Origin of the sequence: Streptomyces sp. R41, from assembly GCF_041053055.1 — a bacterium.
Classification (GTDB): Bacteria; Actinomycetota; Actinomycetes; order Streptomycetales; family Streptomycetaceae; genus Streptomyces.
Genome location: NZ_CP163443.1, coordinates 6,878,258 through 6,902,336 on the forward strand (window position 1 = coordinate 6,878,258; position 24,079 = coordinate 6,902,336).

Consider the following 24,079-nt stretch of genomic DNA (forward strand, 5'->3'; position numbering starts at 1 on the left):
ACGCCGCGCTCCCGCGCGCCAGGCGGCGGAGCCTACGGAGGCCCGCCAGCGCCCTATCGAGGAGGAACGACAGCGTGACCTACGTCATCGCGCAGCCTTGTGTCGACGTCAAGGACAAGGCGTGCATCGAGGAGTGCCCGGTCGACTGCATCTACGAGGGCTCCCGGTCCTTGTACATCCACCCGGACGAATGCGTCGACTGTGGAGCCTGTGAACCGGTGTGCCCGGTCGAGGCGATCTTCTACGAGGACGACACTCCGGAAGAGTGGAAGGACTACTACAAGGCGAACGTCGAGTTCTTCGACGAGCTCGGCTCGCCCGGCGGCGCCAGCAAGCTCGGCCTGATCGAGCGCGACCACCCCTTCATCGCAGCGCTGCCGCCGCAGAACCAGTAAGCGGCCCGCACACGCGCCGCCTCGGTCCCGTACGGCCAGATCGCCTTGATCGCCGTACGGGACCGAGGCGTTTGCCGTACGACGGCTCGTACGTACGAGAAAGTGAGCCAGAACCGTGTCCGCAGTCTCCGACCGCCTGCCCACCTTCCCCTGGGACAAGCTGGAGCCGTACAAGAAGACGGCCGCCGCCCACCCGGGCGGCATCGTCGACCTGTCCGTCGGCACCCCGGTCGACCCGGTGCCCGAGCTGATCCAGAAAGCGCTGATCGCGGCCGCCGACTCTCCCGGCTACCCGACCGTCTGGGGCACACCCGAGCTGCGCGACGCGATCACCGGCTGGATCGAGCGCCGCCTCGGTGCCCGCGACGTGACCCACCACCACATCCTGCCGATCGTCGGCTCCAAGGAACTCGTCGCCTGGCTCCCGACCCAGCTGGGCCTCGGCCCCGGCGACAGGGTCGCCTACCCGCGCCTGGCGTACCCGACGTACGAGGTGGGCGCGCGGCTGGCCCGCGCGGAGTACGAGGCCTACGACGACCCGACGCGGCTGGACCCGGCGGGTCTGAAGCTCCTCTGGCTGAACTCCCCGTCGAACCCGACGGGCAAGGTGCTGTCGAAGGACGAACTGACCCGGATCGTCTCCTGGGCCCGCGAGCACGACGTCCTGCTCTTCTCCGACGAGTGCTACATCGAGCTGGGCTGGGAGGCCGACCCGGTCTCGGTCCTGCACCCGGACGTGTGCGGCGGCTCGTACGAGGGGATCGTCTCGGTCCACTCCCTCTCGAAGCGCTCGAACCTGGCGGGCTACCGCGCGGCCTTCCTGGCCGGCGACCCGGCGGTCCTCGGGCCGCTCCTGGAGATCCGCAAGCACGGCGGCATGATGACGTCCGCGCCGACCCAGGCCGCGGTGGTCGCCGCCCTGTCGGACGACACCCACGTCCGCGAGCAGCGCGAGCGCTACGCCGCCCGGCGCACCGCCCTCCGCGACGCCCTCCTGAAGCACGGCTTCCGCATCGAACACAGCGAGGCCAGCCTCTACCTCTGGGCCACCCGCGACGAGTCCTGCTGGGACACGGTGGCCCACCTGGCACAGCGGGGCATCCTGGTGGCCCCCGGCGACTTCTACGGCCAGGCGGGCGACACGTTCGTACGCGTGGCTCTGACGGCAACGGACGAGCGCGTAGCGGCAGCGGTGGAGCGCCTGGCGCAGTAAACAGCTGAGGGCGGCTGCGCTGCCGCTGCTGCGGCTGGTACCGCGGTGGGCAGCCGACCGCTGCCGTTACCGCTACCGCTGTGGGCAATCGTTCCGCAGGGCGATGGGGGTCCCCCCGCTCGAGCGAAGCCGAGAGTGGGGGAGGGTGGGCACAGCCGACAGTGCCGGGTGCCGTGCAAGCGAAGTCGAGTGCGGCTCCGGCCAGGGACGGCAAGCGAAACGGGGGCCCAGGGAACACTTCCCCGGACCCCCGTAGCCGTACGGACCCGGCGTCAGCCGAGCGGCAGAGTCTTCAGCGGCAGCTGGTCGGTCGGCAGCCCACCCTTGGTGACCGAGTCGGTCGGCAGGCCACCCCCGGTGGCAGTCTTCGCGGTGTCACCGAGCAGACCCCCGGCCTGCCCCGCCGCGGCCCCGGCCACGCTCTGCGCGGCCGGCGTCGCCGTCTTGGCGACCTTGCCACCGGTCTTGCCCGCGGCCGGCACCGCCTTCTTGACCGTGTTGCCGCCGGTCGTGCCCGCGAGCCCGGTGACGTTCTGAGCCGCTCCGTCAACGGTGGTGCCGACGCTCGCCCCGTCCAGGGCGGTCAGTCCGCCGAGGTTGGGGGTGGCCGGCAGTTCGGCCGCCGCGCTGGCGGAGCCGGCCGCACCGACCCCGGCTGCCGCTCCCGCTGCGACGAGCAGCGCGGCACGGGCGATCCGGCGGGTCAGGGGGAGGGACATGATGCTCCTTAGACGGGAGAGAACGTGGAAGTGTCCGACCGCGCCCGGCAGTTGACCGGCTGGCTGCCGACCGACCGAAGGTGATCGTTCCGGGCTCGGACGCAGTGACTACCGCTCGAAGCCCACGAAGGTTGCGGTGGCCCGACGTAAAGAGTTGGCAATGCGTCGCATTATCATCTGCGGATAAAAACGGGCAAAGGGTACCCGGTCGGAAAGTCTGCCGAATCCTTACGGCTCTTTGTTTTCAAGGGATTCGACGAATGGGGGAGTGAGTGCGCGAATACCTGCGCACATCGTCGACGCGTCGCGCGACGGGTCCCCTCAACGGGTGAGGCCCCGTACTACTGTCCAGTGACGATTCGGACCTCGGCGGCGGACTCCCGCGCGGCCGAGCCCCCCTGCGCCTCGGACGTGCGCCACTCGCTGTCGGTGCTCCCGGCGGTCCACTCCCGCCCCGCGTACGACACCCGCTCGATGTGCAGCGCCGAGGAGTTGGCCACGGCCCAGTGCGCCAGCTCCCAGCCGCGCTGCCGGACGCCGGTCCCGGAGGTGGCCTCCTTGCGCACGGGGACGGTCACCGTTCGGCCCCCGCCGCCCGCCGGGGAGGGCGAGGCCGACGCCGAAGCGGCTGCCGACGGCGAGGCGGAGGCGCCGTCGGCACTCACGTCGGCCCCCGCCTCCTGCAGCACCTCGCGCCCGAAGTCCCGTACGAGCGCGGCCCGCACCGAGTCGGCGCCGCCGACCGGGGTCGCGTCGGGGCGCCCCTCGCAGGTCAGCGTGGCCGCCGCGCGGCCGGTCAGGGCCGCGGCGAGCAGCGTGGCGTCCGGCTCGTGCTTCGCGTACGCCTGCGGATAGCCGCTGCGCTGCACACGCTGCGCGGCGACGGTGAGCGGAAGGCGCGAATAGCCGGGCACCTTGGCCAGGTGTTCGTAGAACACCCCCGCCGCGTACGTCGGATCCATGATCTGTTTCGTCGTCCCCCAGCCCTGCGAGGGGCGCTGCTGGAACAGGCCGAGCGAGTCACGGTCGCCGTGCTCGATGTTGCGCAGCCCCGACTCCTGGAGGGCGGTCGCGAGGGCGATGGTCACGGCGCGCTCGGGCATGCCGCGGGAAGTGCCGACCGCCGAGATCGCCGCCGCGTTGACCGCCTGCTCCGGTGTGAACTCGTACGACGCCCCGTCGCCCTTGCCCGAGACGACCTTGCATCTCGGAGCGCCCGTTCCTCCCGTGAGGTACTGCACGGTGAGATAGCCCGCGAGTGCGAGCAGGACCACGACGGCCCCTCCGAAACGGAGAAGGCGGCCGCGCCGGACAGGAGTGGGGGACGGCTCTGGCACGTCGTACAAGGTACTGGAGGCCACTGTCGGCGACGCGTGGGGCTGTGGACAACCGGAGTACCGGCCGGGACGTCGGGAGATCCGTCCATATCCGACCGCATCCCGGCCGTCAGCGGGACCGGGCGCCCCGGGGCGCTAGGGTCGAGGGCATGGCCGACACCCCACTTGACCTCGCCCTGGACGCTGCCGAGCTCACCGCGCAGCTCGTCGACTTCCCCTCGGAGAGCGGCAACGAGAAGCCGCTCGCGGACGCCGTCGAGGCCGCCCTGCGCGCCCTGCCGCATCTGACGGTCGACCGGTACGGCAACAACGTGGTGGCGCGGACGAACCTGGGCCGCCCCGAGCGCGTCATCCTCGCCGGTCACATCGACACCGTCCCCATCGCCGACAACGTCCCCTCCCGCCTCGACGAGGACGGCGTGCTGTGGGGCTGCGGCACCTGCGACATGAAGGCGGGCGTGGCGGTCCAGCTCCGCATCGCGGCCACGGTTCCTGCCCCCAACCGCGACCTCACCTTCGTCTTCTACGACAACGAAGAGGTCGCGGCACACCTGAACGGTCTGAAGCATGTGGGCGACGCCCACCCTGAGTGGCTGGAGGGCGACTTCGCGGTCCTCCTGGAGCCCTCCGACGGTCAGGTCGAGGGCGGCTGCCAGGGCACGCTGCGGGTGCTGCTGAAGACGAAGGGCGAGCGCGCCCACTCCGCGCGCAGCTGGATGGGCTCGAACGCGATCCACGCGGCGGCCCCGATCCTGGCCAGGCTGGCCGAGTACAAGCCGCGCTACCCCGTCATCGACGGTCTCGAATACCGCGAGGGCCTGAACGCGGTGGGCATCTCGGGCGGGGTCGCCGGCAATGTCATCCCCGACGAGTGCGTCGTGTCCGTCAACTTCCGCTACGCGCCCGACCGCAGTGAGGAGGAGGCCATCGCCCACGTCCGCGAGGTCTTCGCCGACTGCGGTGTGGAGGAGTTCGTCGTCGACGACCACAGCGGCGGAGCGCTCCCCGGCCTCTCCCACCCGGCGGCCGCCGCCTTCATCGAGGCGGTCGGGGGTACCCCGCTGCCCAAGTACGGCTGGACGGACGTCTCCCGCTTCAGCGGGCTCGGCATCCCGGCGGTCAACTACGGCCCGGGCAACCCGCACTTGGCGCACAAGCGCGACGAGCGGGTGGAGACGGCGAAGGTCCTTGCGGGCGAGGAGCGGCTGCGCGCCTGGCTGACCGCCTGAGCCGTATCTCGGGGCGGTTCATGGCAGACATACTTACGTCCCCCCTCCGTAACCCGCGTAGATCTACGCTGGGGTGGAACGACCGCAAGCGGTGGGAAGGGAGCGGATATGGCTACCGGCAACCCCGAGGGCAAGAAGGTGCCACCCGACGAGCAGCGGCTGGGGCCGGTGCTGCGCAGGCGGAGTCAGGTGCAGGCGAGCACCACGGATCAGCGGCTTCTGGACGCGGGCGGTCCTTCCGACTGGGTGCACACCGATCCGTGGCGGGTTCTGCGCATCCAGTCGGAGTTCATCGAGGGCTTCGGCACGCTGGCCGAACTCCCGCCCGCGATCAGTGTCTTCGGATCCTCGCGTACGCCGGAGGGCTCGCCCGAGTACGAGACGGGGGTCGCCCTCGGCCGGGGTCTCGTCGAAGCCGGTTTCGCCGTGATCACCGGGGGTGGTCCCGGCGCCATGGAGGCCGCCAACAAGGGTGCCTGCGAGGCGAAGGGCATCTCGGTCGGACTCGGCATCGAGCTCCCCTTCGAGCAGGGACTGAACCCCTACGTCGACATCGGCCTCAACTTCCGCTACTTCTTCGTCCGGAAGATGATGTTCGTCAAGTACGCGCAGGGTTTCGTGGTCCTGCCCGGCGGTCTCGGAACCCTCGACGAACTCTTCGAGGCGCTGACCCTCGTCCAGACCCAGAAGGTCACCCGCTTCCCCATCGTCCTCTTCGGCACCGCGTACTGGGGCGGCCTCGTCGACTGGCTCAAGAACACTCTGATCGCCCAGGGCAAGGCCTCCGAGAAGGACCTGCTCCTGTTCCACCTGACCGACGAGGTGGAGGAGGCGGTGGCGCTGGTGTCGAAGGAGGCGGGGAGGTAGTCGGGTCGGGGGCTGCCGCGCCAGGAGCGCCCCGTCAGGGGCGCGGGGCTCTGACATCGTGCGGCTCCGCCGCGTGGGCGCGACCAGCCCCGACCGGCCCGCAGCCGAAGAAAAACCCAGTGGGGTCTGGGGCGCAGCCCCAGGTACGGGACGGGTAAGGGCGGAGGGGGCGAAAACCTTCTACGCCAGCCCCCGCCGGGCCACCGCCGGCGGGCGGTGGCCCGCGATGGAGGCCACCATGTCCAGAACCTGCCGGGTCTCCGCGACCTCGTGGACGCGGTAGACCTGGGCCCCCAGCCACGCGGAGACGGCCGTCGTCGCCAGCGTGCCCACCACCCGCTCCTTCACCGGCTTGTCGAGCGTCTCCCCGACGAAGTCCTTGTTGGAGAGGGAGACCAGCACGGGCCAGCCCGTGGCCACCATCTCACCGAGCCGCCGCGTCGCCTCCAGGCTGTGCCGGGTGTTCTTCCCGAAGTCGTGCCCGGGGTCGATCAACACGGACTCACGAGGTACGCCCAGCGACACCGCACGCTCGGCCAGCCCGATGGTCACCCGCAAGATGTCGGCCATGACATCGTCGTACGTGACCCGATGCGGACGGGTACGCGGCTCGGACTCGCCGGCGTGGGTGCACACCAGCCCGACCCCGTACCGCGCGGCCACCTCCGCCAGCCGCGGATCGACCCCGCCCCACGCGTCGTTGAGCAGATCCGCCCCCGCCTCGCAGACCGCCTCCCCGACCTCATGCCGCCAGGTGTCGACGCTGATGATCACGTCGGGGAAGCGCCGACGCACCTCGGCGACGAAACCGACCGTACGGCGCGCCTCCTCCTCTGCGGTCACCTCTTCCCCCGGCCCCGCCTTGACCCCGCCGATGTCGATGATGGCGGCACCCTCCGACACCGCCCGCTCCACGCGGGCGAGCGCCGGCTCGTCGCGGAACGTGGCCCCCTGGTCGTAGAAGGAGTCCGGGGTCCGGTTCACGATCGCCATGATCACCGGCTCGTGCGGGTCGAATTCACGCTTGCCCAGCCTGAGCATCCCCTGTGACCTCTCCTGGTAAGTCCCGCTGATAAGCCGCCTGCGACCTTAACTGTCAGACTCGCATGGCACGATCGGACCCTGACAGTTTCAGCATCAGTACTTCCGCGCCGACGCGCCCGCGTCGGCACCAGAGCGTGGGGACCTCAGCGATGTTCATGTTCTTGTTCCTGGTCGTCGCGCTCGCCGTCGTGGTCGCCGCGGTGACACTGTCCGTGGTGGGCGGCGGCGAGAGCGCCCCCCTTCCCGAGGCCGCCCCGGAGCGGCTGCAGGACCCGCTGCCGTACGACAGGCCGGTGCACCGCGGCGACGTGGAGGCGCTGCGCTTCCCCGTCGCCGTACGGGGCTACCGCATGGCGGACGTCGACGACGCGCTCGGCCGTCTCGGCGCCGAGATCGCCGAGCGGGACGCCCGGATCGCCGACCTGGAGGACGCGCTGGCCGGCGCCCGTGCGAGCGCCGCCGCCTCGCTGCGGAAGCGGACCGAGGAGGACTCCCGGTGAGTGACACCCTCGCGGGCCCGGACGGCGCGCTGCGCTGCCCCTGGGCGCTGTCGACCGAGGACTACGTGGCGTACCACGACGAGGAGTGGGGCCGCCCGGTTCACGGCGACGACGCGCTGTACGAGCGGCTGTGCCTGGAGGCCTTCCAGTCGGGCCTGTCCTGGATCACCATCCTGCGCCGCCGCCCCGGTTTCCGCGCCGCCTTCGCCGGCTTCGAGATCGCCAAGGTCGCGACCTTCACGGACGCCGACAAGGAGCGCCTGCTCGCCGACCCGGGCATCATCCGCAACCGCGCCAAGATCGAGGCGACCGTCGCCAACGCGCGCGTGCTGGCCGACTGGACCCCGGGCGAGCTCGACGAGCTGATCTGGTCCTTCGCCCCCGACCCGACCGTCCGCCCGGCCCCGAAGAGACTGTCCGACATCCCAGCGGTCACGGACGAGTCGACGGCCCTGTCCAAGACGCTGAAGAAGCGCGGCATACGTTTCGTGGGCCCGACGACGGCATACGCCCTGATGCAGGCGTGCGGTCTGGTCAACGACCACTTGGCGGATTGCGCGGCCAGAAGTACCCCGTGAGGGGCGCGGGGCTCTGACATCGTGCGGCTCCGCCGCGCGGGCGCGGCCGGCGCAGTCGGCCCGCAGTTCCCGTACCGACCTCCGACCGCCGAATCCGGCGAAGCGTCACCGACCCAGGTACTTCGGCTTCTCCTTGTTCACGAACGCCTGCACAGCGATCGTGTGATCCTCCGACGCCCCCGCCCGCGACTGCAGCTCGTCCTCCTTCTCCAGGGTCTCGTCCAGGGAGTGGGAGAGCCCGTACGCGAGGGACTCCTTGAGGGCGGCGTACGCGAGCGTCGGCCCCGAGGCCAGCCCCCGGGCCACCTTCTCCGCCTCGGCGCGCAACTCCGCCGACGGCACGAGACGGTTCGCGATCCCCAGCTCGTACGCCTCCTGCGCGGTGATGCTGCGCGGGAAGAGCAGCAGGTCAGCGGCCCGGCTGGGCCCGATGACCCGGGGCAGCGTCCAGGAGATCCCCGAGTCGGCGGTCAGCGCGACCCCGGCGAACGACGTGTTGAAGGCAGCCGTATCGGCCACGATCCGGTAGTCCGCGGCGAGCGCGAAGCCGAAGCCCGCCCCGGCCGCGACGCCGTTCACGGCGGCGACCACGGGCTTCGCGGCGCCGGTCAGGGCCCGCACGATCGGGTTGTAGTGCTCGCGCACGGTGCTCATCGTCTGACCGGAACCCGACTGCTTGTCGGCGGCCAGCAGCCCGATGTGCTCCTTGAGGTCCTGTCCGACGCAGAAAGCCCGGTCACCGGCTGCGGTCAGCAGGATCGCCCGTACCTCCTCGTCCGCCGCGGCAGCCTGAGCCGCGTCCCGGAAGGCGACCTTGGTCTCGACATTCATCGCGTTCATCGCCTCGGGGCGGTTCAGCGTGATCGTCGCGAGTCCGTCGCTCACCTCGTAGAGCACGGTGTCGGCCATGGTGGGTCCTCTCCGGTGTCGCGGCTCCGTCGTACCGGTCGGTACGTCCTGTGTCCGATGACAGCATGGCGGAGATCACCGGCGGTGGCGCGGACCGGACATGTGACCTGCGTCAAAGAATTCCGTGCTCCGGAAGTCCATGCGGCGGCGCAGTATCGCAGTCACATCGCCGAATTGAGTGGTTTTGCTCAAGCGCGTTGCGCAAGCGATGCCGACTGATGTTGGTCATCGGGTCCTGAGATGCGGGATAATGGCCTGGAAGCAATGTGTTCGATGCCGGTGACGTGTGTCCTATGAGGGGACGTGCGTGCCCTTCAAGGGGCCGTCGGCGACGATGAGCTGGTTTCAGGAAGGGGAACGAGCATGGCGGCCATGAAGCCGCGGACGGGCGATGGCCCGCTCGAGGTGACCAAGGAGGGGCGGGGCATCGTCATGCGCGTTCCGCTCGAAGGCGGCGGTCGGCTCGTCGTCGAGCTGACCCCTGACGAGGCCGACGCGCTCGGCGACGCCCTCAAGAAGGTCGTCGGCTGACGCGGAACGCGACCATACCTTTTCAGCTGCCCCGGCATCGTCATCGGTGCCGGGGCAGTGGTCTGCCAGGGGGTTCTACGGGGTTCCAGGGGTACGTCATCGACGTACCCCTCTAGTGTTCATGCAGGTCAGACGCGTACGAGCCCGGGGTGCAGTCAGCGCTTGACGGCGCAGAGCAGACCGTCGCCCACCGGCAGCAGCGAGGGCACCAGGTCCTGGCTCTCACGGACCGCGCGCAGCAGTTCGCGCAGCCGGCCGACCTCCGCGGGCTGTGGCCCCGAGTCCACCGTGCGGCCGTCCGCGAAGACGCCTTCGAAGACGACGAGCCCGCCCGGCCGCAGCAGGCGCAACGATTCAGCGAGATAGTCCAGGCACTCGAGACGGTCGCCGTCGCAGAAGACGAGGTCGTAGCCGGCGTCCGCGAGCCGGGGCAGGACGTCCAGCGCGCGGCCCGGGATGAAGCGGGCGCGGTTGCTGGCGAAACCGGCCGCGCGGAAGGCCTGGCGGGCGAACTGCTGGCGCTCGGGCTCCGGATCGACGGTGGTCAGTACCCCGTCCGGCCGCATGCCGTACAGCAGATGAATTCCGGAGACGCCGGTCCCGGTCCCGATCTCCGCCACCGCTTTCGCGTCCACGGTGGCGGCGAGCAGTCGCAGCGCGGCGCCCGTGCCGGGCGACACCGAGCGCAGGCCTGCCTCGCGGGCCCGGTCGCGGGCCCAGCGCAGCGCCTCTTCCTCGGCGACAAAGGCGTCGGCGAACGCCCAGCTCGTCTGCCGGTTGCCGGTAATGACCCTCTCCTGTCCCCGTGGTTGCCTGGGCGTGACTGTATCCGTTGGTGCCGGGAACCCGCAGATGGGACCGGGCGTTTAGAGGGGTGGGGAAACAGAGCCGGGGGAAGCCGATGGATCAGGAAGCAGAGCGGGGCGGCGAGCAAGTGCTGACGCAGCCATATGAGCACGTATCAAATTCTCGTAAAACCGCTTATCCGGAGCTAACGGGCGAGGTGGCTATGGTAGGGGCTCCACTGGACACCACCAGAGCCGACAGGGGAGGTGCGGCTGCGCCTGTGGATCGGGGAGGGGTGCTGCGGCGCCTACTCAGATCGGCGGGTGAGCCGAAATCCGTGACCGACATCGCTGACAAGTTCCACGCTGCTGCCCCCGCGCAGACCGCGACGTTCACCACCGACGCGGAGTCGCAGGCGTGGACTCCGCCCACCTGGGAGGAGATCGTCAGCACGCACAGCGGACGTGTCTACCGCCTCGCCTACCGCCTGACGGGCAACCAGCACGACGCCGAGGACCTCACCCAGGAAGTCTTCGTCCGCGTCTTCCGCTCGCTGTCGACCTACACGCCCGGCACCTTCGAGGGCTGGCTGCACCGCATCACCACGAACCTCTTCCTGGACATGGTGCGCCGCAAGCAGCGCATCCGCTTCGACGCCCTCGGCGACGACGCGGCCGAGCGCCTGCCCAGCCGCGAGCCGTCCCCGCAGCAGGTCTTCAACGACGCGCACTTCGACGCGGACGTCCAGCAGGCGCTGGACACCCTCGCGCCCGAGTTCCGCGCGGCCGTCGTCCTGTGCGACATCGAGGGACTCTCGTACGAGGAGATCGCCGCGACCCTGGGCGTCAAGCTCGGCACGGTCCGCTCCCGGATCCACCGTGGCCGCTCCCAGCTGCGCAAGGCCCTTGCCCACCGGTCTCCCGAGGCCCGCGCCGAGCGCCGCTCGTTCGCGGCCCGTGTGCCCGTGCTGGGGGGAGGGGGCGCGACCGCGTGAGTGGATCCCGTCCTACGCCCGCTGAGCAGCACCTCGGCGACCGACTCTCCGCCCTGGTGGACGGAGAGCTCGGTCATGAGTCGCGCGAGCGCGTCCTGGCCCACCTCGCCACCTGTGCGAAGTGCAAGGCCGAGGCGGACGCCCAGCGCCGACTGAAGAACGTATTCGCGGAAGTGGCCCCTCCGCCGCCCTCCGAGAGCTTCTTGGCCCGCCTCCAGGGGCTTCCCGGGGGAGGGGAATCCGACGGCCCCGGCTCGCCGCTGGGCGGGCGAGGATTCGGCGGCAGACTTCCCGGAGCCGACGGGTCCTCCGGCGTCACCGGATTCTTCGGAGTGAGGGGCGAGCCCTTCGGCTACGTCCCCGCCGGACCGCACGCCGACGTGCTGCCCCCCTCCTCGGGCCGCGGCTTCCGCATCCATGACGTCAGCCGTCACGAGGCCGAGCGATCGTCCTCGCGCGGGCTGCGGTTCGCGTTCGCCGCCGCCGGTGCGGTGTCGCTGGCCGCGGTCGCGCTCGGCGGGGTGTCGACCGGTGTGCCGGGTGACACCGCGGACGCGCGGGGCGGTTCCGGGACCGGAAGCAATGTGACGCCGATGCGTTCGCCGGGCACGGGGGCCTCGACGGCTCCCGAGTCGCAGCGTCGCCGGTCCGACACGCCACTGCTCGCGCAGGGCCGCCGGGCGCTGGGCGACGGTCCCGTGGCACCGACCGCGGTGTCCGCGCCGCTGCTGCCCGGAGTCCCCGGTCCGGCGGACCGCGGCCAGGACGCCCTGCACAAGCTGACGACACCGGTGGTCGCCGGTGCCGCCGCGATGTCCCCGCTCATACGTCCGCTCACCGATGCCCAGCCGTTCACGCTGACCTCGTGGTCCACGGCCCCGGACGTCACGACTCCGGGCCTGCTCGCCGCCCCCGAGGCCACCCAGTCCCCCTCTTCCTCCACGTCCCCCACCTCCCCCTCCTCCCGTAGCGTCCGCTGACCCCCGCCCTCTGCGCGGCGGCCCGTGAACCTGGTTGAATCCAGGGTGGGCCGCGTCCGCAGGAGGGATCCCGGACGCGGAGTCGACAATCTGCGGTGACCGTCGGCGAGTTGTGCCGCGGGCCAGGTGTGGGGAGAACATGAACGACGGGAAGCCCACGAAGGCGAAGTGGTGGAGCCGGCCCAGGCCGCCGGTCCCTGCGGGGGATGCCGGGGTGCGCTCGTCCGAGGTCGCCGACGGGCCCGGGAGCGTCGCCGACGTCCGTACAGCCGGCACTGCGGGCGACACCGAGGGGGACGTCGGGACACCTGTCAGTGCGACGGGCGACGCCGGTGGTGACTTCGAGCTGGACCGCCCCGCGGCGCGTCCGGCCACGGGCGGGTCCGGGGCCGGCACCGACGGCGACTTCGAGCTGGAGCGGCCCGCGCCGGTTCGGCGCGCGAGTGCGCAGGGCAACGACGCCGCTCCGGCGGACCGTGTCCCGGCCACCGGGGAGGCGCACGTGCCGTCGGTTCCCACGCAGGTCACCGAAGCCCTCGCGCAGGTCACACAGGGCGAGGCGAGCACGCACCCCGATGCCGCCTCGGAGCGCGCCAGGCCCCTGCACGACCCCGACCCCTACGGCACCCCGCCCTACGGTCAGCCCGGCCCGTGGGCGCCCGCCCCGCAGGTCCAGCACCCCGCGGCCACCCCCGCGCACGGGACACACGTGTCGGCGGGTGCTCCGGCCCAGGGCACGCCCCTCGACGCCCCGCTCTTCGACGCCCCGCCGAACGGCACCGCGCCCGTGGCCCACGCCCCGGCGGTCGCGCCCCCGGCCGCGTACGCGGGAACCGCCCACGAAGCGCCCGTACAAAACCCCCAGCCGCCCACCCCCTGGCAGAACTACGACCCCTGGGCCGCCCCTGGCCCCCTCCAGCAGAACGGCGCGGTCGTGGCGACCGTGACGCAGCGGCGCAAGCGGGCGAAGAAGGTGCTGGTGCTCGGGGCCGTGGTGCTCGCGCTCGTCTCCGGAGGCGTGGGCGGTGCCGTAGGGGCCTATCTGGAGCGGAACGGGGGGGTGGGGGACGTCGAGCTGCCGCAGGCGGGCAAGGAGGCGCCTGGGCGCGCCGCGGACAGCGTGGCCGGGATCGCCGCCCACGCGCTGCCCAGCGTCGTCACCCTGCATGTGCGCGGCTCCCAGGAGGAAGGCACCGGCACCGGGTTCGTGCTCGACAGCCAGGGGCACATCCTCACCAACAACCACGTGATCCAACCGGCCGGCAGCGGCGGCGAGATATCCGTGACGTTCAGCGGCGGGGAGACCGCCAAGGCCAAGGTCGTCGGACACGACAGCGGGTACGACCTCGCGGTCGTCAAGGTCTCCGGAGTCAGCGGGCTCGACCCCATGCCGCTGGGCAACTCCGACAACGTCCAGGTGGGCGACCCGGTTGTCGCCATCGGCGCGCCCTTCGACCTCGCCAACACCGTCACCTCCGGCATCATCAGCGCCAAGGAACGGCCCATCACCGCGGGCGGGGAGAAGGGCGACGGGAGCGACGTCTCGTACGTGGACGCGTTGCAGACCGACGCACCCATCAACCCCGGCAACTCCGGTGGCCCTCTCCTCGACTCCAAGGCCCGCGTCATCGGCATCAACAGCGCCATCCGCTCCGCCGACAGCGGCTCCGACCTGGAGAGCGGTCAGGCGGGTTCCATCGGGCTCGGCTTCGCCATACCGATCAACCAGGGCAAGCGCGTCGCCGAGGAGCTCATCAACACCGGCAAGGCCACCCACCCTGTGATCGGTGTCACGCTCGACATGAACTACACGGGCGACGGCGCCCGGGTCGGCACGAAGGCCAACGGCGGCGGCCCGCCCGTCACCGCCGGCGGTCCCGGCGCCGAGGCGGGCATCAAGGCGGGCGACATCATCACCGAGGTGGACGGCCAGCGCGTGCACTCCGGCGAGGAACTCATCGTGAAGACCCGCGCCCACCGCCCGGGCGACCGGCTCCAGCTGACTCTCCGGCGGGGCGACACGCAGAAGAAGGTCACGCTGGTCCTCGGTTCCGCCGACGGTGACTGACATGAAGTTCACAACTGGGCGCATCGCCGCAGCTCCGAACGGCAAACAACGCGGAAAACCCGTCGTGTACATGAACCGGGAAGCCCCGGGACAGTTCCGGACGGACGGGATCGCCGGGTACCGTGGACACGGCCCGGACCACGGAAGACCCGCCGAGGGCCGAGGACCGAGGACATCGCAAGGAGCTTCAGGTGTTCAATGACATAGGACCGCTCGAGCTGGTGACGCTCGTCGTCCTCGCCGTGCTCGTCTTCGGCCCGGAGAAGCTCCCGAAGATGATCCAGGACGTCACGCGCACCATTCGCAAGATCCGCGAGTTCTCGGAGAGCGCCAAGGCGGACATCCGTGAGGAACTCGGCCCGGAGTTCAAGGACTTCGAGTTCGAGGACCTCAACCCCAAGACGTTCATCCGCAAGCAGCTGGACAACGACGAGCTGGGGCTCAAGGAGATCCGCAACGGCTTCGACCTGAAGAAGGAGATGGCCGAGGTCACGGACGCGGTCCACGGCCGCGACGCCGACACCTCGTCGTCTTCGTCTTCGTCCTCCTCCGGTTCGACCGGCGGCTCCGTCGACATGACGAAGAAGCGCGAGAAGCCCGACCCGGACGAGCGCCCGCCCTACGACGCGGACGCCACCTGAGTCGTACGTCTCACCCGGCGGAGGCCGGCTGAGCCGTACGCCCCCTTCGGCCGTGGCGGACGTCACCTGATCCGCGCGGCCGCTCGCGTACCCGCACATCAGAACGACGCCGCGCGGCCTGAATCCGGTGCGTTCGCGACCCACGCGCCGGGCGGTTTCCCTGCTGCTCGGAGTGGTGTGGCTATGCTGCCCAGTTGTTGTGCGGACCGATAAGGACGCCCGAGGGGGGCGGGCCGCCCGGTCCGACGAGAGCGAGGAGGCGTCCGGGCAGATGGAGACGACAAGTCGGGTAGGCGCGCAGGCGCCGGCCGCGGAGGGCGGACAACAGGTCCCCTCCGCCCGGCGTACGGTCGACGGCTACCTGCTGGCGCCCTTCCCGTGGTACGGCCTCGACGAGGCCTTCACGGGGCCGCGCTGGCTGATGCAGGTGGGTACCTCGGCGGACGGGGCCGTCGAGCACGGTTCGATCGGGCACGGCGACGAGCCCACGGTGCGCGCCGAGTCGACCGAGGACAAGGAGCGCTTCGCGGTGGTGGTCACCGTCGCGGCCAGCCCCGTACGCCGCAGCGCGGACGGTACGGGCCTGTTGGAGGCCACCTCGGTGTCCTCCGCGGCCTGGCTGGCCGGTGTGGGGCTGCTGTCCTTCACCTGGCCCGGGCAGATGGACCACACCTTGCGGGACGACTGGCTGGACCAGCAGACCGAGACGGCGTGGGTCCTCGCGGACGACCTCGAGGGACCGGACTGGTCCTCGCTGTCGCTCCCCGTGGACGGGGTTCCGACGTCCTTCCACTACCGCGAGTCCGAGTTCGGGTGGGTGCTTGCGGGGTCCACTCAGGAGGGTGTGCATGTGGGGGCGTACGGACGGGGGATGAGTGCGTACGGGCTGGGGTTCGCCATGATCAAGGACATCGGCGCGTACGCCTAGCCGGCGGGGTTACGGGGAAGGGGGCGCCGTCCTGATGGACGGCGCCCCCTTCCCCGTATGGAATTGGATTACTGCGGATCGTTCGCCGACTGCGGGTTCCGTCGTGGCTGGTCGCGCAGTTCCCCGCGCCCCTTACGGGGCGCTCCTAGAACTTGTTCCTCGGGGTGATGCCCAGCGACATCCCGGACAGGCCCCGCTGGCGGCCGCCCAGCTTGCCCGCGATCGCGCGCAGGGCGGAGCCGGCCGGAGAGTCGGGGTCCGTGAGGACGACCGGCTTGCCCTCGTCGCCGCCCTCGCGGAGGCGGACGTCGATGGGGATGGAGCCGAGGACCGGGACGGTCGCGCCGGTGGTGCGGGTCAGGCCGTCGGCGACCGACTGGCCGCCGCCCGTGCCGAAGACGTCGACCATCTCGCCGCAGTGCGGGCAGGGCAGGCCCGACATGTTCTCGACGACGCCGACGATCTTCTGATGGGTCTGGACGGCGATGGAGCCGGCCCGCTCGGCGACCTCGGCGGCGGCCTGCTGCGGGGTGGTGACCACCAGGATCTCCGCGTTCGGGACCAGCTGGGCCACCGAGATCGCGATGTCGCCCGTGCCGGGCGGGAGGTCGAGGAGGAGGACGTCCAGGTCGCCCCAGAAGACGTCCGCCAGGAACTGCTGAAGGGCTCGGTGCAGCATCGGGCCGCGCCATACGACGGGTGCGTTGCCGGGGGTGAACATGCCGATCGAGATGACCTTCACGCCGTGCGCGGACGGCGGCATGATCATGTTCTCGACCTGGGTCGGACGGCCGTCCGCGCCGAGCATCCGGGGCACCGAGTGGCCGTAGATGTCGGCGTCGACGACACCGACCTTGAGGCCGTCGGCCGCCATCGCCGCTGCCAGGTTCACCGTCACCGAGGACTTGCCGACGCCGCCCTTGCCGGAGGCGACCGCGTACACACGGGTCAGCGAGCCGGGCTTGGCGAAGGGGACCTCACGCTCGGCCTGCCCGCCACGCAGCGCGGACGTCAGCTCGCGGCGCTGCTCGTCGCTCATCACGTCCAGGGTCACGTCGACGCGCGTGACGCCCTCGACCGCCGAGACCGCCTCCGTCACGTTCTTCGTGATGGTCTCGCGCATCGGGCAGCCGGAGACGGTCAGATAGACGGTCACCGCGACCGCACCATCCGCACCGATCTCCACCGATTTGACCATCCCCAGCTCGGTGATGGGTCGCTGGATCTCGGGGTCGTTCACCGTCGCCAGTGCTTCGCGCACCGAGTCTTCCGTAGCCATAAGGACGATGGTACGGCGACGGGCCCAGGGCCCCGAAGCCCCGTCACCGGTCGTCTACGTCACGTCCGTGCGACCGTTCCGCCGGGAATACGACATGGCCGTCGACCCGGTGCTCATCCAGCTCCTTGATCAGGTCCTGGAGTTCGGAGCGGATCCAGTCGCGGGTGGCGACCTCACCGAGGCCCACGCGCAGTGAGGCGATCTCTCGGGTGAGGTACTCGGTGTCCGCGATGGACCGCTCGTTCTGCTTGCGGTCCTGTTCGAGGTTGACCCGGTCGCGGTCGGCCTGGCGGTTCTGTGCGAGCAGGATGAGCGGGGCCGCGTACGAGGCCTGCAGCGACAGCATCAGCGTCAGGAAGATGAACGGGTAGTTGTCGAAGCGCAGGCCGCCCGGCGCGGAGACGTTCCACACTACCCACAGGATGATGACGACGGTCATCCAGACGATGAACCGTCCGGTGCCGAGGAAGCGCGCGATGCGCTCCGAGAGCCGTCCGAAGGCCTCCGGGTCCCACTCGGGCAGCAGTCTGCGCCGCGGCTGCTTCGGCTGGTCGAGCCGGGTGCGCGGCCGGGTGGCCGCGGTCGCCCCGGAGGCGGTGCGTTCGCGGGTCTCTCGTTCAGGCGCCATCGGGTTCCTCCTCCTCGAGGTGGAACTCGGTCTCGCGCCAGTCCTCGGGCAGCATGTGGTCCAGTACGTCGTCCACGGTCACCGCGCCGAGCAGCGAGCCGCTTTCGTCGACGACGGGCGCCGCGACCATGTCGTACGTCGCGAAGAAGCCGGCCACGATGGGCAGCGCGGCGTCCGGGTCCAGCGTCTGCAGATCGTCGTCGACGAGCGCGCTGACCAGGGTGTACGGCGGGTCGCGGAGCAGCCGCTGGAAGTGCACCGTGCCCAGATACTTGCCGGTCGGCGTCTCGTCCGGCGGGCGGCACACGTACACCTGGGCGGCGAGCGCGGGGGAGAGGTCGGGGTTGCGGACCCGGGCGAGCGCGTCGGCGACCGTCGCGTCGGGCCGCAGCACGATCGGCTCGGTCGTCATGAGCCCGCCGGCGGTCTTCTCCTCGTACGCCATCAGCCGCCGTACGTCGGCCGCCTCGTCCGGCTGCATCAGCTTCAGCAGCCGCTCCACGTCCTCGGTGGGCAGTTCGCCGAGCAGGTCGGCCGCGTCGTCCGGGTCCATCGCCTCCAGGACGTCGGCCGCGCGCTCCTCCTTGAGCTTGCTGAGGATCTCGATCTGATCGTCCTCGGGGAGCTCTTCGAGCACGTCGGCGAGCCGGTCGTCGTCCAGCGCGGCGGCCACCTCCCCGCGCCGCTTCGGAGACAGATGGTGCAGGACGTTGGCGAGGTCGGCCGGGCGCAGCTGCTCGAAGGTGGCGAGCAGGCTCTCGGCGCCCTGTCCGTGCTCCTCCAGCGAGAACCCGGTGACGGCGGACCACTCGACGGTCAGCGTCTCGCCCTTGGTACGCCGGAAGGCCCCGCTGCGTCCCTTGCGCACGAAGACCCGGTCGATCTCCCAGTCCCTGCGGGCCGGCAGATGCTGGATCGCCACGTCGAGCACGGTCACCTCCTCGTCGCTGTCGACGAGGCGTACGCGCCGGTCGAGCAGTTCGCCGAAGACGAGCCGTTCGGTGGGCCGCTGCTCGAAGCGGCGTACGTTGAGGACGCCAGTGGTGATGACCTGGCCGGACTCGATGCCGATCACCCGGGTCATGGGCAGGAAGATGAGCCGCCGCGTGGACAGCTCGACGACGAGGCCGAGCAGCCGGGGCGGTCGCCGTCCGACGCGCAGCATGGCGACGAGGTCCCGCACCCGGCCCACCTGGTCGCCGTTCGGGTCGAAGACGGCGACACCGGCGAGGTGCGAGACGAAGATCCGGGGGGCGCCTGCGGCCATGCCCGCGCCTCCTTCTCCTCGTACGCGCTCATGTGGGCGTTTCTGTACGACTCTCCGTGCGCGCGCTCCTACGCGCGTTCTGTCCCGCTCTGTCCGCTCGGGTGGGCTTCAGGCTAGCCCGTCCCGGTCGGATACGCCCTGGTGAGCGGTCCGGACGGACTGCCTCCGCCGGGCGCCGGTGGCACCGGTACGCTGCCGTACTGCGCCAAGGACCCCCGCACGAAAGGCAGCCCCACCTGTGACTGCAATTCTCCAGGGCCGAACCCGTAGGGCCGCACTGGTGAGCGCGATGTGCGCACTGGTCGTGACGGGGACGGGCCTGACGGGGTGCGGTAGTGAGGACCCCGATGCGGGCACCAACGGGGTGGGCAAGCTGCCCGCCGCCACCATCCAGTCGAAGACGAAGAAGGCGGCCGAGACCGCGGCCACCGTACGGCTCTCCGGAACCGTCGTCAGCAACGGGACGACGTACACCCTCGACATGCGTCTCAAGGCCGACGGCGGCACCGGCTCCGTCACCTCGAAGGGGGCGAGCTTCCGGCTGCTGCGGGTCGGGGAGCACCTCTTCCTCAAGGCCGACGCGGAGTTCTGGACCCACCAGGACGGCAAGAGCGACAACACCTCCGCCGACACCGCCGCGGCCAAGAAGCTGGAGGGCATGTACGTGAAGGTGCCGACCGGCGACCCCGCCTACAAGCGGTTCAGCGGCTTCACCGACAAGGACGTCCTCCTCGACGGTCTGCTCACCCTGCACGGCGCGCTCGCCACGGACGGCCACCACGAGCAGTCCGGCATCCGCACCATCCGCATCACCGGCGACAAGGGCTCCGGCGGCTCCCTCGACGTCTCCCTGAAAGGAACCCCGTACCCCCTCCTGCTGGTCCGCGCGGGCAACGCGGGCACCCTTCGTCTCACCGACTGGGGCAAGGACTTCGCCCTGGAGGAGCCCTCGAAGAAGGAGACCGTGGACTACGGGCGGCAGCTGCCCACGTCGTAGTCGGCGGCCCTAGAGGCGCTTGCGCTTCTTGAGGAGGAGGCGGGGGAGGCCCGCCGGGATCGGCTGGCGTGTGGTCGCCGGCGTCGGCAGTGGCCGCTCGGCGAGCGAGCCGTCGGGCAGCTCGGCGGTGCCGCCCGAGGGCTCCAGGCGCAGCACCCGGCACTCGCGGGCCCAGCGCGCGGGCATGGCCTCACCGTCGGGGGCGTTCAGGCGCTTGCCCTTGAGCTCGGCGACGGCGGCCTCCCACTCCGGAGAAGCGGGGGTCAGCTCCACGACTTTCGCGGACCAGGAGACGAGACGTCCGCCCTTGTCCTTGCTGCGTACGGTGACGATCGCGTCGCCCCCGTCGACCAGGCCCGGCAGCGGCTGCTCGCCGGGCCCGTCGCCGACCAGACAGGCCGCGCCGTCGTGCCACACGTGCCACAGGGCGCGCGAGGGCACCTCGTGCCCCTGGGCCTGGGGCGTCGGTTCGCCGCCACCCCGCACCCAGATCAGCCCGGACTTCTTGGTGGCCTCCTCGACGAGGGCCTGGTCGAGCAGCTCTTCCGTCATGGGGCCAAGACTATCCAGCCCGGATTCACAGCCAGCCGTTGCGCTTGAGGATGCGGTGGATCGAGAGGCAGAGGCCGACCGTGATGCCCATGACCACCGGGTAGCCGTACCGCCAGTGCAGCTCCGGCATGTGCTCGAAGTTCATGCCGTAGACGCCACAGACCATCGTCGGTACGGCGATGATCGCGGCCCAGGACGTGATCTTGCGCATGTCCTCGTTCTGCGCGACGGAGGCCTGGGCGAGATTGGCCTGGAGGATCGAGTTGAGCAGCTCGTCGAATCCGAGGACCTGCTCCTGCACCCGGGCGAGGTGGTCGGCGACGTCCCGGAAGTACTTCTGGATGTCCGGGTCGATCAGCCGCATCGGCCGCTCGCTCAGCAGCTGCATGGGGCGCAGCAGCGGCGACACCGCCCGCTTGAACTCCAGCACCTCTCGCTTGAGTTGGTAGATCTGCCCGGCGTCCGTACCGCGCGGCGTGCCCTTGCGGCCGGGAGAGAACACCTCGGTCTCGACCTCGTCGATGTCGTCCTGCACCGCGTCCGCGACCGCGATGTACCCGTCGACGACGTGGTCGGCGATCGCGTGCAGCACGGCGGAGGGGCCCTTGGCGAGCAGCTCCGGGTCGTCCTGGAGCCGGTGCCGCAGCGCCCGCAACGAGCCCTGCCCGCCGTGCCGGACGGTGATGAAGAAGTCCCGTCCGGTGAAGCACATGACCTCGCCGGTCTCCACGATCTCGCTGGTGGCGGTCAGTTGGTCGTGCTCGACGTAGTGGATGGTCTTGAAGACGGTGAAGAGGGAGTCGTCGTAGCGCTCCAGCTTGGGGCGTTGGTGGGCCTGGACGGCGTCCTCGACGGCCAGCGGGTGCAGCCCGAATTCCCGGGCGATGCCCGCGAATTCGGCCTCGGTCGGCTCGTGCAGACCGATCCACACGAAGCCGCCGTCACGGTGCACCTGGCGCATCGCCTCGTGCGGCGTCAGCGGCTCGCGGCTCTCGACGCGGGCGCCGTCGCGGTAGACGGCGCAGTCGACCACGGCCGACGGGGTCGCGGGGTCGCGGGTGGTGTCGTACGAGCCGCTGTCCTTGCGCAGCGAGGGACGGGGGCGGACCGCGGCACGCAGGTCACGGATCATCGACATGGCAGGCTCCTTCGCAACGGAGGCGGCCGGCGACGGTTGAAACTACCCGGAATGGGGACGTCCTGACTGCGGATGTTTGGCACGTCCACAAAGCGGGGAGCACCGCACCGTCGCGGTGGCAGCTTCGCTACTGATTCAGATCAGACAGATCAGGCGGGAACGAAGCGCTCTTCCGTGGTGCACCGGACAACGCTGACACGTATGCACACGTTTGCAGGAGGCAGCAGCCAGCAGAGCTGGGAAACCAGCGGAACCAGCTACGGAACTCAGCGACCGGAAGAGCGGGTGGTACTGCACGGTCGACTTCGGTCCATTGCAGCCCCACCTCCTCCGGTCGGTCCCCCGTGAGGGACGATCCATCCCCCGAAGGGGAGTCTGTCTCCCGCCGTGGGGGAGTCAGATCAGTCTCAGTGTGTCGGAGCTCGAGAGCGACGCTTCTGCGTGCTGCCCCGACCAGCGGCCAAGACTATCAGCGCACTGAAGCGTCAACGCGCCGCTTTGCCCGTTGTTGACCGCGGGGTCCGGTGCGCCCCAGCGGAATTGACGCGGCCTATGCTCGGCGCATGGCTGATGTTCTTCCTCTGGTCGAGGCCCGTTTGCGCACTGCGCTGGGCGAACCCGACGCGCGGGCCGCTGTCACCTTCCTCGGCACCGACCGCATCGAAGTGCTGCGCTTCACCGAGGGTGACATCGTCCGCTACGCGACGCTCGGCATGTCGGCCCAGCCGATGGCGGACCCCACGGCGGTCCTCGCCGACCCGGTGAAGGGCCCCCGCGCCGAGCTGATCCTGTCGGTGCGCGCGGGCGGCGCCGACACCGACAAGGTGCTCCGCCCGCTCGCCGTGCTCGCCGCGTCCCCGCAGGTCGAGGGGTTGGTGGTGGCGCCGGGCGCCTCGCTCGACGTGGGCGAACCCCTGTGGCCCGGCGCGCCGTTCAGCTCCGTCCTGGTCGCGGAGTCCGGCGGTCTGATCGAGGACCTGGAACTGGACGCGCCCGCCGACCCCGTACGTTTCCTGCCGCTGCTCCCGATGACGCCGAACGAGGCCGCGTGGAAGCGCGTGCACGGCGCGGGTGCCCTCCAGGAGCGCTGGCTGAACGGCGGAACGGACCTGCGCGATCCGCTGCGCAGGTCCGTTCCGCTGGACTGAGCCGGTCCCGGGCGCCGAGTGGGCCATCTCACTCCCTGAGCCCCGGTCAGACCCTGGCCGGAGTCGGTCAGTTGGCGAAGACGGTGACTCTGTCCTCGGTCGCGTGCCTCGGCTGAAGCTCCTCCGCCTCGTGCGTGAGCGCGTTCCGGCGTACGAGGACGACGACGGCGCCGACCACCGCGGTGACCGCCGCGACGACGAACGGGATGTGGATGTCGCTCCACTCCTCGATCTTCGGCGCGAAGTACGGCGCCGCGGCCGCCGCGAACCAGCGCACGAAGTTGTAGCCGGCGCTCGCCACCGGGCGCGGCGCGTCCGAGACGCCCAGGGCCAGCTCCGTGTAGACCGTGTTGTTCACTCCGATGAAGGCGCCGGACAGGATCGTGCAGACGATGGCGGTGGTGTGGTCGCCGTATCCGAGCACGAGCACGTCGGCGGCGAGCAGCACCAGCGAGGCGCCCAGCACCTTCAGCGAGCCGAACCGCTGCTGCATGCGCGGCGCCACGACGACCGAGAAGACGGCGAGCAGGACGCCCCAGCAGAAGAACACCGCGCCGGACTTGTACGGGGTCATGTTCAGCACGAACGGCGTGAAGGCCAGCACGGTGAAGAACGTGTAGTTGTAGAAGAACGCGGAGACGGCCGCCGAGGCGAGGCCGCCGTGGCCGAGCGCCTTGATCGGGTCGAGCAGGGATGTCTTCCTCGCGGGCTTCGGCTGCTCCTTCAGGAACGCCGTGATGCACAGGAAGCCGACCGCCATCAGGAACGCGGTGCCGAAGAACGGGTAGCGCCAGCTGGCGTCACCGAGCAGCGCGCCGAGCAGGGGTCCGCACGCCATGCCGAGGCCCAGGGCGGACTCGTACAGCAGGATCGCGGCCGCGCTTCCGCCGGCCGCGGCGCCGACGATGACGGCGAGGGCGGTGGACACGAACAGGGCGTTGCCGAGGCCCCAGCCCGCCCGGAACGCGACGAGTTCGCCGACCGACCCGGACGTGCCCGCGAGGCCCGCGAAGACCACGACGAGCGCGAGGCCGAGCAGCAGGGTCTTCTTGCCGCCGATGCGGCTGGAGACGAAGCCGGTCACCAGCATCGCGACGGCGGTGATCAGGAAGTACGAGGTGAACAGCAGCGACACCTGGCTGGGCGTGGCGTCCAGGCCCTTGGCGATGGACGGCAGGATCGGGTCGACGAGCCCGATGCCCATGAACGCGACGACGGATGCCCCCGCGGTCGCCCAGACGGCCTTCGGCTGACGCAGGATGCTGCCCGCACCCGCGTCGAGTGTGTCCCCCTCCGCGGGGCCTCCGGTGCTGCTGATCATGCTCGCTCCTTCACTGCGACTGCTGTGTGC

At 70.7% G+C, this 24,079-nt stretch carries 25 protein-coding genes; 14 read left to right on the forward strand and 11 right to left on the reverse strand.

Translation table 11 applies throughout. The annotated features are described in order from the left end of the window. The first annotated feature begins 74 nt into the window (after positions 1 to 74). Positions 75 to 395 (forward strand): ferredoxin, encoded by a 321-nt coding sequence (gene fdxA, locus AB5J53_RS31500; protein WP_018089397.1) that lies wholly within the window; start codon positions 75 to 77, stop codon positions 393 to 395. Positions 396 to 510: 115 nt separating this feature from the next. Continuing rightward, positions 511 to 1,608: a bifunctional succinyldiaminopimelate transaminase/glutamate-prephenate aminotransferase gene (locus AB5J53_RS31505; protein WP_369249003.1), complete on the forward strand. Its 1,098-nt coding sequence runs from the start codon at positions 511 to 513 to the stop codon at positions 1,606 to 1,608. Between the two features lie 272 nt (positions 1,609 to 1,880). On the opposite strand, the gene AB5J53_RS31510 is transcribed toward AB5J53_RS31505, so the two are convergent. Together AB5J53_RS31510 and AB5J53_RS31515 are read right to left on the reverse strand one after the other, a co-directional pair. Next, the gene (locus AB5J53_RS31510; protein ID WP_369249004.1) at positions 1,881 to 2,327 is read right to left on the reverse strand and encodes an ATP-binding protein; all 447 of its coding nucleotides are present in this window, start codon (positions 2,325 to 2,327) and stop codon (positions 1,881 to 1,883) included. A 341-nt stretch (positions 2,328 to 2,668) separates the two neighbouring features. After that, complete coding sequence (locus tag AB5J53_RS31515) at positions 2,669 to 3,664, reverse strand: heavy metal transporter (RefSeq protein WP_369249005.1); 996 nt, start codon at positions 3,662 to 3,664, stop codon at positions 2,669 to 2,671. A gap of 149 nt (positions 3,665 to 3,813) precedes the next feature. Between AB5J53_RS31515 and dapE the strand changes: the two genes are divergently transcribed. Together dapE and AB5J53_RS31525 are read left to right on the forward strand one after the other, a co-directional pair. Further along, entirely contained in the window at positions 3,814 to 4,893 is a 1,080-nt protein-coding gene (dapE, locus tag AB5J53_RS31520) for a succinyl-diaminopimelate desuccinylase (protein WP_369249006.1), read from the forward strand. A 108-nt stretch (positions 4,894 to 5,001) separates the two neighbouring features. After that, positions 5,002 to 5,760 carry a TIGR00730 family Rossman fold protein gene (locus AB5J53_RS31525; RefSeq protein ID WP_369249007.1) on the forward strand — a complete coding sequence of 253 codons (759 nt, stop codon included), beginning with the start codon at positions 5,002 to 5,004 and terminating at the stop codon, positions 5,758 to 5,760. A gap of 180 nt (positions 5,761 to 5,940) precedes the next feature. On the opposite strand, the gene folP is transcribed toward AB5J53_RS31525, so the two are convergent. After that, a complete protein-coding gene (gene folP, locus AB5J53_RS31530; protein WP_369249008.1) occupies positions 5,941 to 6,801 on the reverse strand; it encodes a dihydropteroate synthase in 861 nt (286 codons plus the stop codon). A 152-nt stretch (positions 6,802 to 6,953) separates the two neighbouring features. Between folP and AB5J53_RS31535 the strand changes: the two genes are divergently transcribed. Together AB5J53_RS31535 and AB5J53_RS31540 are read left to right on the forward strand one after the other, a co-directional pair. Continuing rightward, the gene (locus tag AB5J53_RS31535) at positions 6,954 to 7,304 is read left to right on the forward strand and encodes a DivIVA domain-containing protein (RefSeq protein WP_369249009.1); all 351 of its coding nucleotides are present in this window, start codon (positions 6,954 to 6,956) and stop codon (positions 7,302 to 7,304) included. Further along, positions 7,301 to 7,882, forward strand: coding sequence for a DNA-3-methyladenine glycosylase I (locus AB5J53_RS31540; RefSeq protein ID WP_369249010.1), 582 nt, complete (start codon positions 7,301 to 7,303; stop codon positions 7,880 to 7,882). Before AB5J53_RS31535 ends, AB5J53_RS31540 begins: the two co-directional genes overlap by 4 nt. A gap of 105 nt (positions 7,883 to 7,987) precedes the next feature. Here AB5J53_RS31540 and AB5J53_RS31545 read toward each other — a convergent pair whose 3' ends face one another. After that, on the reverse strand, positions 7,988 to 8,791 hold the full coding sequence (locus AB5J53_RS31545) for an enoyl-CoA hydratase/isomerase family protein (protein WP_369249011.1): 804 nt from the start codon (positions 8,789 to 8,791) through the stop codon (positions 7,988 to 7,990). Positions 8,792 to 9,154: 363 nt separating this feature from the next. On the opposite strand from AB5J53_RS31545, the gene AB5J53_RS31550 reads away from it, so the two are divergent. Next, positions 9,155 to 9,322: a DUF3117 domain-containing protein gene (locus AB5J53_RS31550; RefSeq protein WP_003966491.1), complete on the forward strand. Its 168-nt coding sequence runs from the start codon at positions 9,155 to 9,157 to the stop codon at positions 9,320 to 9,322. Positions 9,323 to 9,477: 155 nt separating this feature from the next. Here the strand turns inward: AB5J53_RS31550 and AB5J53_RS31555 are convergent, their stop codons facing one another. Then, positions 9,478 to 10,176, reverse strand: a complete 699-nt coding sequence (locus tag AB5J53_RS31555; protein ID WP_369252595.1) for an O-methyltransferase — start codon at positions 10,174 to 10,176, stop codon at positions 9,478 to 9,480. Positions 10,177 to 10,403: 227 nt separating this feature from the next. Between AB5J53_RS31555 and sigE the strand changes: the two genes are divergently transcribed. The 5 genes from sigE to AB5J53_RS31580 all read left to right on the forward strand — a co-directional run bounded on the left by sigE (position 10,404) and on the right by AB5J53_RS31580 (position 15,719). Next, positions 10,404 to 11,102 (forward strand): RNA polymerase sigma factor SigE, encoded by a 699-nt coding sequence (gene sigE, locus AB5J53_RS31560; RefSeq protein ID WP_362031899.1) that lies wholly within the window; start codon positions 10,404 to 10,406, stop codon positions 11,100 to 11,102. Then, positions 11,099 to 12,082 (forward strand): anti-sigma factor, encoded by a 984-nt coding sequence (locus tag AB5J53_RS31565; protein ID WP_369249012.1) that lies wholly within the window; start codon positions 11,099 to 11,101, stop codon positions 12,080 to 12,082. Before sigE ends, AB5J53_RS31565 begins: the two co-directional genes overlap by 4 nt. Positions 12,083 to 12,221: 139 nt before the next feature. After that, entirely contained in the window at positions 12,222 to 14,150 is a 1,929-nt protein-coding gene (locus AB5J53_RS31570; protein ID WP_369249013.1) for a trypsin-like peptidase domain-containing protein, read from the forward strand. 191 nt (positions 14,151 to 14,341) lie between these two features. Further along, entirely contained in the window at positions 14,342 to 14,791 is a 450-nt protein-coding gene (locus AB5J53_RS31575; protein ID WP_369249014.1) for a sec-independent translocase, read from the forward strand. A 271-nt stretch (positions 14,792 to 15,062) separates the two neighbouring features. Continuing rightward, positions 15,063 to 15,719: a hypothetical protein gene (locus AB5J53_RS31580; RefSeq protein ID WP_369249015.1), complete on the forward strand. Its 657-nt coding sequence runs from the start codon at positions 15,063 to 15,065 to the stop codon at positions 15,717 to 15,719. A 145-nt stretch (positions 15,720 to 15,864) separates the two neighbouring features. On the opposite strand, the gene AB5J53_RS31585 is transcribed toward AB5J53_RS31580, so the two are convergent. The 3 genes from AB5J53_RS31585 to AB5J53_RS31595 are packed head-to-tail and all read right to left on the reverse strand — an operon-like array spanning position 15,865 to position 18,893. Further along, a complete protein-coding gene (locus AB5J53_RS31585) occupies positions 15,865 to 16,998 on the reverse strand; it encodes an Mrp/NBP35 family ATP-binding protein (protein WP_369249016.1) in 1,134 nt (377 codons plus the stop codon). 43 nt (positions 16,999 to 17,041) lie between these two features. Then, positions 17,042 to 17,626, reverse strand: coding sequence for a DUF1003 domain-containing protein (locus AB5J53_RS31590; protein ID WP_369249017.1), 585 nt, complete (start codon positions 17,624 to 17,626; stop codon positions 17,042 to 17,044). Beyond that, positions 17,616 to 18,893, reverse strand: coding sequence for a CBS domain-containing protein (locus AB5J53_RS31595; RefSeq protein ID WP_369249018.1), 1,278 nt, complete (start codon positions 18,891 to 18,893; stop codon positions 17,616 to 17,618). Before AB5J53_RS31595 ends, AB5J53_RS31590 begins: the two co-directional genes overlap by 11 nt. Positions 18,894 to 19,182: 289 nt before the next feature. On the opposite strand from AB5J53_RS31595, the gene AB5J53_RS31600 reads away from it, so the two are divergent. Then, on the forward strand, positions 19,183 to 19,890 hold the full coding sequence (locus tag AB5J53_RS31600) for a hypothetical protein (protein ID WP_369249019.1): 708 nt from the start codon (positions 19,183 to 19,185) through the stop codon (positions 19,888 to 19,890). A gap of 9 nt (positions 19,891 to 19,899) precedes the next feature. On the opposite strand, the gene AB5J53_RS31605 is transcribed toward AB5J53_RS31600, so the two are convergent. Together AB5J53_RS31605 and AB5J53_RS31610 are read right to left on the reverse strand one after the other, a co-directional pair. Further along, complete coding sequence (locus tag AB5J53_RS31605; protein ID WP_369249020.1) at positions 19,900 to 20,442, reverse strand: hypothetical protein; 543 nt, start codon at positions 20,440 to 20,442, stop codon at positions 19,900 to 19,902. Between the two features lie 25 nt (positions 20,443 to 20,467). Beyond that, positions 20,468 to 21,580, reverse strand: a complete 1,113-nt coding sequence (locus AB5J53_RS31610) for a magnesium and cobalt transport protein CorA (protein ID WP_369249021.1) — start codon at positions 21,578 to 21,580, stop codon at positions 20,468 to 20,470. Between the two features lie 563 nt (positions 21,581 to 22,143). Here AB5J53_RS31610 and AB5J53_RS31615 point away from each other — a divergent pair. Continuing rightward, positions 22,144 to 22,728 (forward strand): suppressor of fused domain protein, encoded by a 585-nt coding sequence (locus tag AB5J53_RS31615; RefSeq protein ID WP_369249022.1) that lies wholly within the window; start codon positions 22,144 to 22,146, stop codon positions 22,726 to 22,728. A gap of 67 nt (positions 22,729 to 22,795) precedes the next feature. On the opposite strand, the gene AB5J53_RS31620 is transcribed toward AB5J53_RS31615, so the two are convergent. Beyond that, positions 22,796 to 24,049, reverse strand: coding sequence for an MFS transporter (locus tag AB5J53_RS31620; protein ID WP_369249023.1), 1,254 nt, complete (start codon positions 24,047 to 24,049; stop codon positions 22,796 to 22,798). Positions 24,050 to 24,079 lie beyond the last annotated feature (30 nt).

Excerpts from the sequence above, each read along its gene's own strand:
- AB5J53_RS31585 (WP_369249016.1), bottom strand. The coding sequence starts at position 16,998 with ATGGCTACGGAAGACTCGGTGCGCGAAGCACTGGCGACGGTGAACGAC.
- AB5J53_RS31510 (WP_369249004.1), bottom strand. The coding sequence starts at position 2,327 with ATGTCCCTCCCCCTGACCCGCCGGATCGCCCGTGCCGCGCTGCTCGTC.
- AB5J53_RS31600 (WP_369249019.1), top strand. The coding sequence starts at position 19,183 with ATGTGCGCACTGGTCGTGACGGGGACGGGCCTGACGGGGTGCGGTAGT.
- AB5J53_RS31610 (WP_369249021.1), bottom strand. The coding sequence starts at position 21,580 with ATGTCGATGATCCGTGACCTGCGTGCCGCGGTCCGCCCCCGTCCCTCG.
- AB5J53_RS31620 (WP_369249023.1), bottom strand. The coding sequence starts at position 24,049 with ATGATCAGCAGCACCGGAGGCCCCGCGGAGGGGGACACACTCGACGCG.
- AB5J53_RS31545 (WP_369249011.1), bottom strand. The coding sequence starts at position 8,791 with ATGGCCGACACCGTGCTCTACGAGGTGAGCGACGGACTCGCGACGATC.
- AB5J53_RS31535 (WP_369249009.1), top strand. The coding sequence starts at position 6,954 with ATGTTCATGTTCTTGTTCCTGGTCGTCGCGCTCGCCGTCGTGGTCGCC.
- AB5J53_RS31525 (WP_369249007.1), top strand. The coding sequence starts at position 5,002 with ATGGCTACCGGCAACCCCGAGGGCAAGAAGGTGCCACCCGACGAGCAG.
- AB5J53_RS31550 (WP_003966491.1), top strand. The coding sequence starts at position 9,155 with ATGGCGGCCATGAAGCCGCGGACGGGCGATGGCCCGCTCGAGGTGACC.
- AB5J53_RS31580 (WP_369249015.1), top strand. The coding sequence starts at position 15,063 with ATGGAGACGACAAGTCGGGTAGGCGCGCAGGCGCCGGCCGCGGAGGGC.
- AB5J53_RS31605 (WP_369249020.1), bottom strand. The coding sequence starts at position 20,442 with ATGACGGAAGAGCTGCTCGACCAGGCCCTCGTCGAGGAGGCCACCAAG.
- AB5J53_RS31590 (WP_369249017.1), bottom strand. The coding sequence starts at position 17,626 with ATGGCGCCTGAACGAGAGACCCGCGAACGCACCGCCTCCGGGGCGACC.
- dapE (WP_369249006.1), top strand. The coding sequence starts at position 3,814 with ATGGCCGACACCCCACTTGACCTCGCCCTGGACGCTGCCGAGCTCACC.
- AB5J53_RS31595 (WP_369249018.1), bottom strand. The coding sequence starts at position 18,893 with ATGGCCGCAGGCGCCCCCCGGATCTTCGTCTCGCACCTCGCCGGTGTC.
- folP (WP_369249008.1), bottom strand. The coding sequence starts at position 6,801 with ATGCTCAGGCTGGGCAAGCGTGAATTCGACCCGCACGAGCCGGTGATC.
- AB5J53_RS31615 (WP_369249022.1), top strand. The coding sequence starts at position 22,144 with ATGGCTGATGTTCTTCCTCTGGTCGAGGCCCGTTTGCGCACTGCGCTG.
- AB5J53_RS31570 (WP_369249013.1), top strand. The coding sequence starts at position 12,222 with ATGAACGACGGGAAGCCCACGAAGGCGAAGTGGTGGAGCCGGCCCAGG.